Below are 14,394 nucleotides of genomic sequence, written 5' to 3' on the forward strand. Positions count from 1 at the left end.
CTATTTCCTGTATCTGCTCGGACAGGAGCAGCTCGGCCGCTGCCTGTTCCCCCTCGGTAATCTGAACAAACACGAGGTCCGAGCGATCGCCCGCCGCGCCGGCCTGCCGACGGCCGAGAGAAAGGACAGTACGGGCATCTGCTTTATCGGCGTCCGACTTGCCCGCTATCTACCAAGGCGTACCCAATGATGGAGACCCCGCCGCCAGGTATGAGCACCAGGTCATTCCATAACCATCGGCCAGCGCCGGGGACTGGGTATCGGCGGCCTGGCGGGCCAGGTCGAGGCGCCTTGGTTCGTGGCCCGCGACTCCGCCCGATCCTGGTCCAGGGCCACACCACTGCTGCCTTCCGCGAGCAGGGCTACCTGATGGCGGCATTGATCGTCGCCGAGCCTGTTCTTCCGTTTCGCCTGGTGGTTGGCTACGTCGCTACAGTTCCAGACTGTACGCTCATCGAGCTGGGGGACGACCGTTGTCGGGTCCGCTTCGCGCGCCCCCAGCGCGCCGTCACACCGGGCCAGGCCGCGGTATTCTATCAGCGAGTGCCTCGGTTGTCATCGAGGGCTGGCAGGGCAAAGGTATAAGTTCTATCCGCATCGACCTTAGCGCGGTACTCGTCATTCCAAGCGGCTCGGCGTCGTTTCTGTGCTAGGCGCAGGGAGGAGGGCTCGCGTTCAAACAAATTCATGCACAGGTGTCGGATCGCGGTCATGATGGCTGGTGCATGACCTTTGCGAATGCGGCTGGCGTCCTCCCGGAACACCACGTCGAGGCGCCAATGAAGCCGATTTTCCACTCCCCAGAAGGTTCACGGTGCGAAACGCGGGTGCATCATGGCGGTTATATGCTGAATGCAGCGTTGTCTGATCGCCGGTCAAGGGTGCTCGAAATTCATCGCAGTCCGCCCACTGCTCGCGGTTAAAAGCGCTGCCCGCCGGTGATCCAGTGTTGGTTTCCAAGCGCCCATGCCTTATCGACTCCTCCTTCTTCGCAGCGTCATGGTCAATAACACCAACTTCCTGTCCGCCATCATGCCTTTGATCACCTGTACAGGGCACGCTATTCCTTTGAGTCCCAGCATACCCCACCCTGACGATCTGTGGGCAATCCTGCGCTGACAGTATATCGCATCAAGGTGACAATGCCAACCCATCATCAACTCGAGTAACTCTAACCACTTAGATGCATGTCAAGTTGGATTTTCCTGCCGCCTCCCGGGTTGACCAGGCGATGTCACTCCACGCATCGACTATAAGGAATATAATTTTGGCGGTTTTAACACCACTGCGATGACCTCACCCCGTGGTTTCAGGAGATTCCTTTGGTCCACCTGCAGCATCGCTTGAAAGCCCGTTGCGGCGTGAGATCGCCTGTGGATAACTTCCGCGAGACGGACGCCATTGCGGTAAATATGAACGGCCATTACCTGCAGCCCGCGTCTTTCGCCAAACTGATCGCCTCCCCACGTCAGCACCACTGATCGCACAATCACCAACATCGGAATATCCGCCGTGGCGTTTGTTAGCTAACCCGTGATCTTCAAGTCGGGAAAAGCCTTGCTGTTTTGTCATGGGGAAATCTCCTAACCCTGTTCTCGACATCTACTTGCTGGCCAACACGCCTCTTTGAGTACGCGTCGGGCTGGCAGAACCATCAGCGATGACGCTATACGCTTTCACAATAACGACTCCGGGAGAGGGCGGCGGCGGGAACGCTCGGATTGTTCCGTGCAGTATAAAACAACAAGATCCTGGCATAGAAAGCGAGTCGGGTAGATGGGGCAATAAGTTTGTGCCGGTGCTCGAGCAAGGCGATAATTCAGACGCCAAAAGTCTGGAAGAGGTCGATGGGCACACGCACCAAACGCAGCAAACCTCCAGCCTGTTCATCGCAGTTTCGGGCAAATTTCAGCCAAATTCGTCCGCACTTCTGTCTATGACAAAAAAAGCTCATAATTCGTCAAGTCATTTCTCGCTTTATGAAAAGTGGAGTCGAGCTTCGCTGGTCGGTGGTGAATCGCCGGCGCCAGTTCGAAGTGCACAGCGGTGCTTAAAAGTCTGTCGCCGCAGTTACCGTTCTGACCGAAGTATCAACCGAAGGTGTGGACTTAAGCGGTCAACCGCCGCGCTTTGCTCGGTGGATAGTTTGTAATAGCGAGGCCGGGTAGACTAAATTGTCCCACAATTGACTACTCCTGCCGGTGCATTATGTAAGCGTCTTGACCTTCGGCCAGATCAAGCGCCGTTTTGGTGGAACGTACACTGACCTTACGGCGTCCGCCCAAGGGTTCGGTGAGCATAAAGTTAACGGCTGTTCCCACCCGTTCGTACTCGTGATCGTAGCGCGCCGGCTGACCCGGTTCGGCGGGGAGCGGCTGGCGCGTTTCCTGAATCAACTGGACCGGCTGCTCATCCAGACAGACCACCGGGCGTTTGGGGTCATACGCACGCCGGTAGACTTCCAGCACATCCTCCATGCAGGCAACAAACTCGGCGTTTTGCGCCGGTGGAATCACCCAACAGGTACGCTGATGCGGCTTGAGTTGGTTTTTTTAAGGGCGCGCATGACGGTTGGTGCGGAGATGGACTCCACCACCTCCAGGGTCACCAACTCTGCGGCCAACAGCCGCAATGTCCACCGCGCACGCCCGGCTGGGGGTTCACTACAAGCCAGCTGGATGAGACGTGCTTCTTGCTCGCCATCCAGAATCGGTTCCCGTGACGGGCGAGCCTGCTTCTTGCGCTCCAGTGCGGCTTCCGGGCCCCTTCCACAGCGTTGGCGTAGGTTATTGACGAATTCGCAACAGGTTTTGCGGTTTGCACATCATTCAATCCGTTAAATCTTGAGCAGAACATTTGCGTGCTTGATCTTGTATGCTGCGGCCTGGCCTTTGTTGACCAACTCGCTGAGCTGCGCCCGTTCTTCTTCCGTCAGACGCACAATATATTTTTTGTTCATCGGGTACCTCCTAAGCGATGCTACCAGGGTCTAACACGCTTTATATTATCACGGTTTGCCATGGAATCCGTAATCTATGTCGAAAACAGGATCGGTGCAAACGTCCACAGCAATATCGGTCGAAATCCAGGTACCAGTGGTAGCCTCAACTGGTTCGAATCCCTCATGAACAAGCAATATCAGGCCCATGCAGCAGCGGTTTGAGACATCTGCGGCGCGCGGGTTTATGTTTCACGCGGCGCGTGGGAACGAGAGAAAATCTGTTAATTGAGAACGCCCCCTAAGAAGCTGTCTAAAAACTAACCCATTGATTTTAAGCCGGTAGGCTGGGTCGAGGGACGAGACCCAGCAAACCAGGCTTGCCCCTAAAAGCTGGGTTTCGTTCCTCAACCCAACCTACCGCCTACTCTGGCCTACGGCCCTTTTTTAGACAGCCTCTGAGCCGAAACGGGGTGGGGACTGTCAGCAATCCTGAATGATTCGGCGCTGTTTGGGGGACCGGACTCAAGATTTTTGAGAGTCTTTGCTTGCCGGTTGTGATTGAGATGGGGTACGTTCCGAACTGGAAGCCTTATTCGCCGGTTGTGATTGAGGCATGTCCGAACCGGAACCCTTACTCACCGGTTGCGATTGAGATGTGACATGTTTCAGACCGGAACCCTTATCTGCCGGTTGTGATTGAGATGGGGCAGGTTCCGAACTGGAATTTTTGCTTGTCAATTGTGAAATCATTTTATCCATTAAAAAAAACAGAAGCTCCACATTGTAGCCGGTTAGAAATGATACGGCAAAGCCGGAAAGGCCAGCACTGAGATTATTTCCCGTAAAGAACCAACTGACGGTCAACCCCGCAAGTGCCCCGGTTAGAATACGTAACCGATAATTGATTTCTGTCAGTGGTAAATAGGTAAGACTCTCCAATTCCCGCGATAAGGTCCTTAACACATAGAAGATTGCACCTAACAAACCATAGAGCAAAGGAAGTAGATATCTTTCCAGAGCGATAGTCACATATGCGGAAGAAAAGGTGTTCAAAAAGAACCGATTTCGTGTTATATCATGTTCCCGCTCGAGCTGTTTTTCTCGCAATGTTTCTTTTAACGTCTTAAGTCGTTCGCGTTGGTTGTTTGCGTCTTGTTTTGTGCTATCCGTGGGCTCATTTTTTAATTGTACGGATGTTTCTTGAGCCGCGTTATCTGCATGTTCACTCTGTGACCGTATGGACATTTCCTGCTGTGCAATCCCATCTTCCAGCATCGCAAATTGGGTTTCGTAATCTGTTTCACGATACCCTCTAAGCTTACCTTGAAACTCGTCCTTAAAGAGGAGAGTCAACCATATCTTATTCCAACTTGTGAGCAGCGCATAGTTTGCATCTTCTTTTTGCTCAATCTCCTTGAATTGAACTTTTAACGCTTTGATAGTGTGGTCATCTTCCAGGTTCTGGTCTGTCAGTTTTTTGAGATGCCTGACTTCTGCGATTTTCGCCCTAATCTCCTCTTTTTGCTCAAACAGTTCTCTCGATTTCGTTTTTGCCGTGACGCCGATGATCAAATAGATCTGAACGACAAGTAAGATGATGACTGACAAAACGGCAACACCTCTATAGTGTGACGCAACTTTATCAATATTTCCCTCCATGTACTTCTTTCTTTTAGGGGATTGATGTATCGCTCTCAGGGATTGGATTGTCACGGGTTTTATGGCACGTGTCACATTCGTAAGGGATCGCCAAAATAACTGCTCCCGCTCTGCGCTCAATGTGCCTTCTCGGTATGAAAACTTCGCTTCGACCAAGACTGAGATGTCATGTTCATCAAGTGCAATACCCTTCTCGGCGACATGTTGAAGCAACAATTGAGCATCTTCAATCGCGGGCGCAATATCGTCCGTCTTCAAAGATAGCGAAGAAGGTTGTGGATTGGTATTGGGCTTCATTTACAGTCCCCTTCATTCGAATTTTCAGAGCCCGTCCGGCTTATGGGTTCGTAGCGAGGGAGCGAGGGGCGAAAGGCAATTTTTCAAGGTTCCTTGTGAGGTGTTGTCGAATGCAAGCTGGTAGCGATTCTCGAAGGACACCGTGGCGTGCAATGAAGTCTACATCATTACCGCTCACAAAGGACACCCCCTGGGCACCCGCAAGCGTCGCGTCCGGTCCCCCAAACAGCATGTCCGGCGTTATTTGGTGCGGCCCGAGAAGGCGTCGTGTTGTGTTACGCTGCGTTCGACGTCGTGCCCTCCGAGACGTTTCCCCGCGCGGCTAACGCAACCTACACCCAAAGCAAGACCCGCGCGGGCAAGCTTTTCAAGGTGCCCCTAAGCAAGTACCCTGTTATCATTCTGGCTTTAAAAACCTCGAGAAAATTGCCTTCCCGGCAATTTTTAGTGAAAATTGACTTTCCATTTCGCATTATTTTTCAAGTACTTGTGCACTTGAAAACAGGTTGCTTTTTTACATAAGGTGAAAGCTCATATGAAACAACGATTAATTCTACTACTCCCTTTTCTATTGCTCTTCTTACTGCTGACTAGCTGCGGCGGGCAGGGGGCGAAGCCGACCCCGACCCCCACGCCGACGGATACGGATTACTGCCTGAAGGCGGAACAGAATCTCAAACGCATGCAGTGCAAGGACCGAGCCGGTGACCCGATGTGGGTGAACCGGCGCGGGGAGCACTTCCGGGACACCTGCAAGACGGCCCAACGAGAAGGTCGCATTTTTCTCAACCCGAAGTGTATAGCGAACGCAAAGAGCTGTACCGAGGCCAACCAGTGCCCGGCGGAGGGAATGCAATGAGCGTATCGATCACTGAACACAAGGATGGCGTCATTACCCGTCCGGGCGGTCAGCTCGACGACCGGGAGATGAGGATCTTCGACCACAAGGCGGGGGTTCACCGCAAGCCCGACTGGTCTTCCCTGGATCGCAGCTTCTCCCGCATCGAGAAGCCGATGCGCCAGAAGGCGGGCGCAAGTCGGGAAGGCCGTGACCACATCATCCCGGAGCATACCCCCATCAGCGACCAGGGGCGTATCAATTCGTGTACCGCCACCAGCTGGTGCGACATGCTGGAGATCCTCGACGGTCTCGCAGGCGGCGACAGGGTCGAACAGCTCAGTCGCCTGTTCCTCTATTGGACCGCTAGGTACTACACGGGCGATACGGATCGTGACGGAGGCTCCTATTTACGGGCCGCCGCCCACCAGTTGCGGAAGATCGGTGTCGTCGAGGAGAAGTACCTTCCCTACAAGGACACGACCGAGGCCGTCTTCGAGTCCCCGGCGTTGGACCTCTACACGATGGCCAGTAATAACCGGCTCAAAGGCTTCTACCGAGTGACTTCCGTCGGCTCGACGCGGGGGCTCAAGGAGATCGAGCTTGCCATCCGGGCCGATCATCCGGTGGTCTTCGGCGCCCCCATCGATCGAGCCTTCACTCAGGCCCGCGGTATGGACGTCTTCGCTCCACCCGGTGGGAACGAAACCACCGAGTGGCACGCCATGATCCTTGTCGGCGTCGTCTACGACAAGGGTACTCGGCATTGGTTGCTGCGTAACAGTTGGGGTAAGCGGTGGGGAGAGAACGGGCACATCAAGGTAACCGACGACTATGTGCGGCAGTTCCGGGACGTGTGGGTCGGTACGCGGATGGACGAACTGACTTAGGGGCTATTTATTGGGGACCTTGAAAAATTGCTTTCCCGGCTCCTGCTTGCCTAATCTGCGGAAATCTGCGTAATCTGTGGATTAAAAATTAGCCACAGCCGACCTTGCAGGGCCTAGCTGCGGATATCCTCTCGGTCCTGGCGGTTGGCAGGGCGGCTCTCGTCGATGCCGTCCTGCAGGTTGGGACGAACCACGCAATAACCCATGGCATATACCGGCAAAGACAGGTCCATCGCCCTGGCGGGTGTCTATCAGTCCGTCCTGTGCGTTCGCCAGATCGCCCGTCAGGGCAGTGTGGATACGGACGCCATGACGCCTTGTATCTACAGCCTGTTCCAGACCGATGCCGATAGTGTGCCCGAGATATTCGGTGCACCGGGCAGCGTGTATGCCGGCGCGAAGGAGCTGGTGGGACAGCTGACGGGCAAACAGCCGCGGGAGATAGAACTGACCCGCTACGTCATTACCCTGCTCAAGCTCGAACGGGTGTTGGCAGGTCGCAGCCAGCTGATCCGGGACATCGGGGCAGACATAGATGACGCTCGGGCCAAGCTGGATCACTTTCCCATGCTGCACCCCAATCTGCTGGCCCATCTGGCGGACATCTACAGCCGGACCATCAGCCAACTACAGCCGCGCGTCATGGTCCAAGGCGACCCCCGTTTTCTCCAACCCCCGGACAATCAAAACAGGATTCGCGCCCTCCTCCTGGCCGGTGTGCGCTCCGCTTGGCTGTGGCGCCAGGTCGGGGGCAGCCGCTGGCAGTTCCTGTTCGGGCGCAAAGCGCTGCTCATGGCGGCCCTCGACTATCTACGCTTGGCGCGACAATGAGTCTTCCCCGCCCCAAGGAGGGTGTCGTAAAAGCCCGTCCGTGGGCGGTTGCGGGGCGGAAACGGAATAACCTGATCTCCCGTTTCCTTTTTTCTTCTGCATCACACCAAGACGCCAAGCCACAAAGGGGTATAAGGATTGAGAGAAGAACGCCAGAAAGAGAGGAGAATGCTTCGTGTCTTGGTGGCTTGGTGTGAGAAAACTGAAACAAGATCAAGCGGCGGGATGCGCTGCACTTTCCCGCCCGACTTGAATCGCACCCATTACGACACCCTCCTGGGGGGCAGGGGGGCGAGGGAGCGAATGTGGCTTTACTTCGCGATGGCTATGCCGACCGATTCGAATAATGGGTCCGCACATAGTCGTCTACCATGTGCGTGAACTCCTCAGCGATCCGGTTGCCCTTGAGGGTTGCGACCTTCTCACCGTCCACATAGACAGGTGCGGAGGGCCGTTCGCCGGTGCCGGGGAAGCTGATGCCGATGTTGGCCTGCTTACTCTCGCCGGGCCCGTTGACCACACAGCCCATGACCGCGACCTGCATGGATGCCACCCCTGGGTAACGGCTGCGCCAATGGGGCATCTGCCGGTGCAGGTGGCCCTGAATGTCCTTGGCCAACTGCTGAAAATAGGTGCTGGTGGTGCGGCCGCAACCGGGACAGGCGGTCACCATGGGCGAAAAGGACCGCAATCCCATGGTTTGCAGGATTTCCTGGGCGACGATGACCTCCCGCGTGCGTGACTCCCCAGGCTCCGGGGTCAGGGAGATGCGGATGGTGTCCCCAATCCCTTCCTGTAACAGGACCGCCAGGGCCGCGGTGGAGGCGACGATGCCCTTGGAGCCCATGCCGGCCTCCGTGAGCCCCAGGTGGAGACTGTAGTCGCAGCGCGCCGCGAGCGAGCGATAGACCGCGATCAGGTCCTGCACCCCGCTCATCTTGCAGGACAGCAGGATGCGGTCGCGGCCGAGTCCCAGATTCTCGGCCCGCTGTGCGCTCTCGAGCGCCGAGACCACCATGGCCTCACGCATCACCTCATCCGCTTCCCTGGGGGCGACGGCTCCGGCGTTCTCATCCATGAGGCGGGCGACGAGCTCCGGGTCGAGGCTGCCCCAATTGACCCCGATGCGCACCGGCCGCTCACAGCGACAGGCGATCTCGATGAAGGTGGCGAATCGGGTATCGCGCTTCTCCCCACGGCCCACGTTACCCGGATTGATGCGGTACTTGGCCAGGGCCTGGGCACAATCCGGATAATCGGCGAGCAACCGATGCCCGTTGAAGTGGAAATCGCCGATCAGGGGCACGTCCAAACCCTGCCGGTCGAGGGCTGCGCGGATGGCGGGAACCGCCCGCGCCGAGGACGCATTGTTGACCGTGATACGCACCAGTTCGGAGCCGGCCCGCGCGAGCTTGGCCACCTGATCCGTGGTGGCCGCTATATCCGCGGTATCCGTATTGGTCATGGATTGGACCACGATGGGCGCGTCACCGCCGATCCAAACACCGCCGACACACACCGGTACACTCCGGTGACGTTGGATTGGGATGAGACTCATGAGATCCCGTTAAATAGCATAAGTGTGCTAGGGACCGCTAACATTTAACCCTAACCGACCTTCCCACATATTAAATGGCTGCAACATCCTAGCTACAATCTCAACTGGTTAGCCTAGGGTCCGTTGTGAGAACCTTCTAAAGGTCAACACACCCTAGACGTGTTGCCCATCCCAAACCCCTTAACCACTGTGCTCACTGGGATTGATGAATACAAAGATAAAATCATCTCGGTTCAACCGATAACTCTTTTCCTCTGAATCAGTCGGATTCACAATGATCTGTTTGCCCTTAGCTGGTTGAATTGCGACGAGCTGGATCTCTTTATCTATGCAAAGATCGAGTAACTCATCATAATTGGAGTCACATATTTTCTGTCCAACGTATTTTGAAAGCCCTGCCGCCGATACGCGTTCTAACCTCCCCTTCTTATTTGCATCAGAATAGCTCATCGCCTTTAAAAATAGCTCGGATACGATACCTCGATTGAATACCATCTGCGCTAGGCAGTGTTCAATGAGCGTATTCGTTGGAACGGGTTGATCGATTCCTGAATGGAGAAACAGATCAAGATTTTCATCGCAACGCATCTCCGCGAGTATATGAAAGTGCTTGACAGAGGCGAAAACTTCCCCCGCAACGTCGCGAAGTACCTTCGCATACATGATCGTCTGGTCATCCTGAAAAATCTCGGAATTAGTTTCGGCACCTTGGCGATCCGGGCCAAGTATCACCGCTCGGGTCACATCTGAAAACTTATCATGGTATTCGCGGAAGAATTGAGCATCAAGTTGCTGGCTAGTCCGAAACACTGTATATCCTCCATTCGACTCTTCCTTAATTCCATGAATTTCACCACCATTATTTCCACTCTTGATGCGATATGGAATCAATTGGGTTACCCTTTTAGCGCGTTTTGACAAAATTTCAGCTATCTCTTTACCAGCGATATTATTTCCAATAAGTAGAACCACCTCGGCGGCATAATTGAACATGATAGGGGGTTGGTCGCGCAAAAACACTTTATTTCCATTGGGAACTTTCTTGTTTCTATGAACTAAAATGAGAAGATCCGTTTGTTTGATCCGATAATCCGCTTCAGTCCCAAAATGATATGGACTATCTTCACGAAATTCGATCTCGATAGACTTGGTATTGTGCTTGCGCTCTTTTCCTTGTTCGTAAACGCCCAGCAGTAACATATCGTGTCTCCGTAACATTCTGAGCATGTCCGCAAACGTTTGATCAACAACCTCAAGGGACAGTTTTCCATTCTCCAATTCCGTAGCCTTGATATTACGGATTATCTGAGAGGTTGAGAATTTCAACAAATGAAGTAGAAGCTGACTAATTCCAGGATTAAGCGCGGCGTGAGAAACCATTCGCATTGAAATGCTTTTCAAGCTAACCAGCTTGTTGACTCCACTCGACTCAAACAACTGCCTGTTTTTTTCATAATACAGCTCTGCAATGATTGGGAAGTCATCCAAACGGAACCCTTCTTTTCCTGTTCTTTCGTTTGGTGGCAAACTTAAGTTATCGCGAATAGCCACGCAGGTTAAAATACTTCGGTAGTTATTGTTGGCAATCTTATTCTGGCCTGCGACGACTATGGCGCCGAGCGCGCGTTCGATCCCGACTTTTCGGAGAATCTCGTAGTCGGAGCTTCTACCACGTACGTAGGCTACACGTTTTCCCTCTAAACCCAGCCCTTCCAATGGTTTTTCCGCGTCATGTTCGGCAATCACCACAACCCTACCATTGGCTGGAAGTGGTGATGCCGTGGAAACGAGATCCTTAAGCAGGTTAGGAACACGATCATTCCAACCACAAATAACGACATGATTCTTGAATCGTGGAATCGAAATACCCTGGGCTTGGCGTTCAATTTCCCGATCAGCGCTGAAAGTCCTGTTTACCACGATAAAGAAAGTAAGGAGAATACCGAGAATCGGAATGAGAACCGCAAGGACTTTAGCAGATAGTGTGTTAGGATAGATATCCTGGCTAAAACCGGTAATAGCAAACGTTAAGAGCCATACCGCACTATCAAGAAATTCGATGCTGGAGAACGGATTTTCCACATCTTTTGCAATCGAGTGTTCTTTCTCGAGGAATCGAATGAAATAAATCGCACCGATAAAGGTAATTGCAAAAAGCCATGTCAATATCCGTACTGTCGTCGCACACGTAAGTTTCAGGAAAGCATCCCAGGTCATTTTAAACCATGAATGTTGTGTGTAGAGGTAAGTCACAGGCCGCGTCCGAAGCAACCTAGCTACGAAATTAGTATTCCTTAAAACCCGCGCAAAAATAATCACCATCCCAATAAAGATCGACATCGCAATGATGACATATTCCCAGAACCTTATATGAGGCAACATATTCTGGGACCGGAAATATTCTGCTGCTCCCGGATGAATATTGTTGGTAATCCGACGCACCAGTCGATCTTCAAAAAAGAAATCTAGATCGGCTGAAACATCTCTATCCAAACTCGACTGCTTCTTGTGGATCTGTTCGACAATATACTTGGCATCCTTATTTGACAATCCTTGATGACTTTTCGGTGAGCGGGCAATGAGATTGGCCCGTGTAAACAACAAAGGTACTGTTCCTTTTTCTGGAATCTCTACCGAAGCGAGACTGTAATATTCGAATCGCCGCTTTAGTTTGTTCACTAACTCCTTTCTAATTGAAAGATGTCGCAAACCCTCCTTTTCGATGAAACCTCCCGATGTAGAAAAGACCGCATCCAAGTGCCCTTTTTGTAAGAGTTCTAACGCGGCAGGAGTTGTGAGATACTTTTCCCCAGCCTCGAGATGAGGATATGCAATTTCTTTAGCAGAATCAGATGTAAGGTCGTCGACAGATTTTACATCTTCGTATTTTATACCAGATACTTCGAGAAGGTCGGTAGCATTGTAACGTGTGCCACTGTCTGGAAGACCGATATAGAGTTTTCTACCATTGAGCTTCCGAAGTTTACGAATTCTGGTTTTTTTTCCGACTAAGATTTGTATATATTCTGGGTATAGTGCCAGCAAACTCACTATCTCGTTTTTATTATCGCTAAACTCCAAGCGGTCATCGTCGGATTTGGGATCTTTTGCGCGATGGAGAATATCGCTCTGGACAATTGCCAAATCGCAATCTTTTTTGATAAGCTTATATATATTTTCAACAGATCCTTTACTTTCTTCGACATTCACCGGTGTCTTCTCTACCAGCAAACCCGCAATTGCTTTTCCTACTGAATAGTAGGAACCATCCTTTGGCCCCGTCATCATCGTTAGCTCCGCGCGAGCGTTACCAACAGTGAATAATAAGATAAACAAGTACCTGGAGAATTTCATAATCTTCATGACAAGCCTTCCGTTCTTTTATTTTTCTATGCTCCGTTAGGTGTTAGGTTCCGCTTCTCTAAACAGCATCCAAATCAGGATTAGACATTCCAACAGGGGTCTCGATGGTGTGCTTACCGAAGCCGATAAACAAGGGGGGTAGAAATGGTCCGACTGAGTTTGCGTGACGACCAATAGGGTCAGATCCAGACTGACCCGGCAGCCCGTAGGATGCGACGGCTTCCCAGGTCCTCTTCATCAAGTCCCTTTATAGCCGATCCTTGGCTCTCCCTTGGAAACAGAACATACAAGGATGCGGTTCACCGTGGCCCCGTCCTAGGGCCACCGCTCACCACATCTACACCCTTATCCGACCTATCCGCAGAATGCCTAAACTGGGCAGTTCCGTAGGGCGGGAAAGCGCAGCGCATCCCGCCTTCAGCCGCTTACCGCACCATTGATGCGGTTCGCGTCTCCTCGCACTGCCATCCTGAAAGATCTCCCGCGCTCACCGCATCCTACGCCATCTCATTCACATTTAATCCGCAGATTACGCCGATTTCCGCAGATGAAGAATGAAATAATCTGCGGAAATCGGCGTAATCTGCGGATAAAAGATGCCTATTTTCCCATGCTCAATCCAGCCCGGACAGCTCCGTGGCCCATAGGGTGGGCTGGGCCCACCATTGTTTCAGCAATCTCATCTGGTGGACGCAGCCCACCGGGCAGGCTGAACACCGCCGGAATGCCTAAACCGTCCGGGTCAGACAACCCGATTGTCACGCAGGCGCTTGATCTCGGAGGGAGTCATCCCCAGCAGGTCCTGCAGCACTTCATCGGTATGCTGCCCGAGCCTGGGCCCCAGGCTGTCGATCTCCCCCGGCGTCTCCGACAGACGCGGCAGCGAACAGGGGACGACGAGCGTCTCTCCCACATCGGGATCGTCCACCGCAACCAGGTTGCGACGGGCATGGAATTGCCGGTTACCGAAGATATCCGCGATATTGGCGAGGGGGGCATAGGGCGCGCCGGTCTCATTGCACTTCTTTTCCACCTCATCGCGCGTCAGCGAGCCGCACCAGGCGCTTACCACGTCGTTCACCTCGTGCCGGGCCTCCAGGCGCTTCTGGTGCCGTCCGTAGAGGCCGTAGGAGGCCAATTCCGGCCGGTCCATCGCCTTGGCCAGGGCCTCGAACAGCTTGTTGGTCGTGCAGGCAAAGGCCACCCATTTATCGTCCTTGGTGCGGAAGTGACCGAGGGGACAAGCGATCGGATTGTGGGGACCCGTGCGTTCGCGCACTGTTCCATAGAGGGCATAGGCCGGCGCCATTTCATCCGAGAGCCGAAAGACCGACTCATACAAGGCAGCATCGATGTACTGCCCCTTGCCCGTCTTCTCTTTGTAGCGCAGGGCCAGCAGGATCCCGATCACCCCATAGAGTCCGGTCAGGTAATCGGCAAGCGTGGTGGAACCCGGCGTAACGGGGGTCTCCCGCGGCATACCTGCAAGATAGGCCAGACCGCCGACGGCATGGGCGATGCGGGCAAAGCCGGGCCGGTCCCGGTACGGCCCGGTCTGGCCGTAGCCGGAGATACGCAACATCACCAACCCCGGGTTGAGTTCGCTCAGCACCTCCCAGCCGAGCCCCCATTTCTCGAGGGTTCCGGGACGGAAGTTCTCGCACAGGACGTCGGTTTTGCTGACCAGCTTCTTGAAGGTAGCAGCCCCATCAGGGGTGCGCAGATCAAGGGTGACCGACTTCTTGTTGCGGGCCTCGCTGAGCCACGCAAGGGTGTCACCGCGTTTGGTCGCGGTCCCGAAGTTGCGGCAGGGATCGCCGCCGAAGGGGTGTTCGACCTTCAGCACCTCGGCCCCGAACTCGCCCATGATTCCGGCGGCATAGGGCGCTGCGATGAAGGTTGCCACATCGATGACGCGAATCCCGGACAGCGGCAGATGCGGTTTTGGTTCCGATTTCGAATCGCTGCGCACGGTTGTTTTGTCCTTCTGTTTGGGCTGAAGAGCCATAGGGACGCC

At 53.8% G+C, this 14,394-nt stretch carries 11 protein-coding genes and 1 pseudogene; 5 read left to right on the forward strand and 7 right to left on the reverse strand.

The window, feature by feature from the left end:
* Positions 1 to 13: 13 nt before the first annotated feature.
* Complete coding sequence (locus tag E1958_RS21830) at positions 14 to 190, forward strand: hypothetical protein (RefSeq protein ID WP_424945064.1); 177 nt, start codon at positions 14 to 16, stop codon at positions 188 to 190.
* A 20-nt stretch (positions 191 to 210) separates the two neighbouring features.
* Positions 211 to 585, forward strand: a complete 375-nt coding sequence (locus tag E1958_RS21835; protein ID WP_424945062.1) for an aminomethyltransferase beta-barrel domain-containing protein — start codon at positions 211 to 213, stop codon at positions 583 to 585.
* Between the two features lie 1,604 nt (positions 586 to 2,189).
* Here E1958_RS21835 and E1958_RS02095 read toward each other — a convergent pair.
* The 4 genes and pseudogenes from E1958_RS02095 to E1958_RS02105 form a co-directional block, all read right to left on the reverse strand.
* Positions 2,190 to 2,477, reverse strand: coding sequence for a hypothetical protein (locus E1958_RS02095; RefSeq protein ID WP_133510397.1), 288 nt, complete (start codon positions 2,475 to 2,477; stop codon positions 2,190 to 2,192).
* Between the two features lie 35 nt (positions 2,478 to 2,512).
* Positions 2,513 to 2,782, reverse strand: a pseudogene (locus tag E1958_RS21840) (helix-turn-helix domain-containing protein); the annotation flags it as partial.
* 54 nt (positions 2,783 to 2,836) lie between these two features.
* On the reverse strand, positions 2,837 to 2,959 hold the full coding sequence (locus E1958_RS21590; RefSeq protein ID WP_279512406.1) for a hypothetical protein: 123 nt from the start codon (positions 2,957 to 2,959) through the stop codon (positions 2,837 to 2,839).
* A gap of 504 nt (positions 2,960 to 3,463) precedes the next feature.
* Positions 3,464 to 4,897 carry an AAA family ATPase gene (locus E1958_RS02105; protein WP_133510398.1) on the reverse strand — a complete coding sequence of 478 codons (1,434 nt, stop codon included), beginning with the start codon at positions 4,895 to 4,897 and terminating at the stop codon, positions 3,464 to 3,466.
* 535 nt (positions 4,898 to 5,432) lie between these two features.
* Between E1958_RS02105 and E1958_RS02110 the strand changes: the two genes are divergently transcribed.
* The 3 genes from E1958_RS02110 (at position 5,433) to hflD (ending at position 7,456) form a co-directional block, all read left to right on the forward strand.
* Positions 5,433 to 5,756, forward strand: a complete 324-nt coding sequence (locus tag E1958_RS02110; protein WP_133510399.1) for a hypothetical protein — start codon at positions 5,433 to 5,435, stop codon at positions 5,754 to 5,756.
* The gene (locus E1958_RS02115; RefSeq protein ID WP_133510400.1) at positions 5,753 to 6,625 is read left to right on the forward strand and encodes a C1 family peptidase; all 873 of its coding nucleotides are present in this window, start codon (positions 5,753 to 5,755) and stop codon (positions 6,623 to 6,625) included. Before E1958_RS02110 ends, E1958_RS02115 begins: the two co-directional genes overlap by 4 nt.
* Positions 6,626 to 6,829: 204 nt before the next feature.
* Positions 6,830 to 7,456 (forward strand): high frequency lysogenization protein HflD, encoded by a 627-nt coding sequence (gene hflD, locus E1958_RS02120; protein WP_133510401.1) that lies wholly within the window; start codon positions 6,830 to 6,832, stop codon positions 7,454 to 7,456.
* Between the two features lie 325 nt (positions 7,457 to 7,781).
* Here hflD and ispG read toward each other — a convergent pair whose 3' ends face one another.
* The 3 genes from ispG to E1958_RS02135 all read right to left on the reverse strand — a co-directional run bounded on the left by ispG (position 7,782) and on the right by E1958_RS02135 (position 14,385).
* Entirely contained in the window at positions 7,782 to 9,014 is a 1,233-nt protein-coding gene (gene ispG / locus E1958_RS02125) for a flavodoxin-dependent (E)-4-hydroxy-3-methylbut-2-enyl-diphosphate synthase (RefSeq protein WP_133510402.1), read from the reverse strand.
* A 180-nt stretch (positions 9,015 to 9,194) separates the two neighbouring features.
* The gene (locus E1958_RS02130; RefSeq protein ID WP_133510403.1) at positions 9,195 to 12,377 is read right to left on the reverse strand and encodes a TAXI family TRAP transporter solute-binding subunit; all 3,183 of its coding nucleotides are present in this window, start codon (positions 12,375 to 12,377) and stop codon (positions 9,195 to 9,197) included.
* A 742-nt stretch (positions 12,378 to 13,119) separates the two neighbouring features.
* Positions 13,120 to 14,385: a CaiB/BaiF CoA transferase family protein gene (locus E1958_RS02135; protein ID WP_133510404.1), complete on the reverse strand. Its 1,266-nt coding sequence runs from the start codon at positions 14,383 to 14,385 to the stop codon at positions 13,120 to 13,122.
* Between the last annotated feature and the right edge of the window lie 9 nt (positions 14,386 to 14,394).

It is taken from the genome of Candidatus Thiosymbion oneisti, from assembly GCF_004359955.1.
Taxonomy (GTDB): domain Bacteria; phylum Pseudomonadota; class Gammaproteobacteria; order Chromatiales; family Chromatiaceae; genus Thiosymbion; species Thiosymbion oneisti.

What these genes read in the sequence shown, in the direction of transcription:
- ispG (WP_133510402.1), bottom strand. Translation starts at nt 9,014, where the DNA reads ATGAGTCTCATCCCAATCCAACGTCACCGGAGTGTACCGGTGTGTGTC.
- E1958_RS02130 (WP_133510403.1), bottom strand. Translation starts at nt 12,377, where the DNA reads ATGAAGATTATGAAATTCTCCAGGTACTTGTTTATCTTATTATTCACT.
- hflD (WP_133510401.1), top strand. Translation starts at nt 6,830, where the DNA reads ATGGCATATACCGGCAAAGACAGGTCCATCGCCCTGGCGGGTGTCTAT.
- E1958_RS21590 (WP_279512406.1), bottom strand. Translation starts at nt 2,959, where the DNA reads ATGAACAAAAAATATATTGTGCGTCTGACGGAAGAAGAACGGGCGCAG.
- E1958_RS02135 (WP_133510404.1), bottom strand. Translation starts at nt 14,385, where the DNA reads ATGGCTCTTCAGCCCAAACAGAAGGACAAAACAACCGTGCGCAGCGAT.
- E1958_RS02110 (WP_133510399.1), top strand. Translation starts at nt 5,433, where the DNA reads ATGAAACAACGATTAATTCTACTACTCCCTTTTCTATTGCTCTTCTTA.
- E1958_RS21835 (WP_424945062.1), top strand. Translation starts at nt 211, where the DNA reads ATGAGCACCAGGTCATTCCATAACCATCGGCCAGCGCCGGGGACTGGG.
- E1958_RS02095 (WP_133510397.1), bottom strand. Translation starts at nt 2,477, where the DNA reads ATGGAGGATGTGCTGGAAGTCTACCGGCGTGCGTATGACCCCAAACGC.
- E1958_RS02105 (WP_133510398.1), bottom strand. Translation starts at nt 4,897, where the DNA reads ATGAAGCCCAATACCAATCCACAACCTTCTTCGCTATCTTTGAAGACG.
- E1958_RS02115 (WP_133510400.1), top strand. Translation starts at nt 5,753, where the DNA reads ATGAGCGTATCGATCACTGAACACAAGGATGGCGTCATTACCCGTCCG.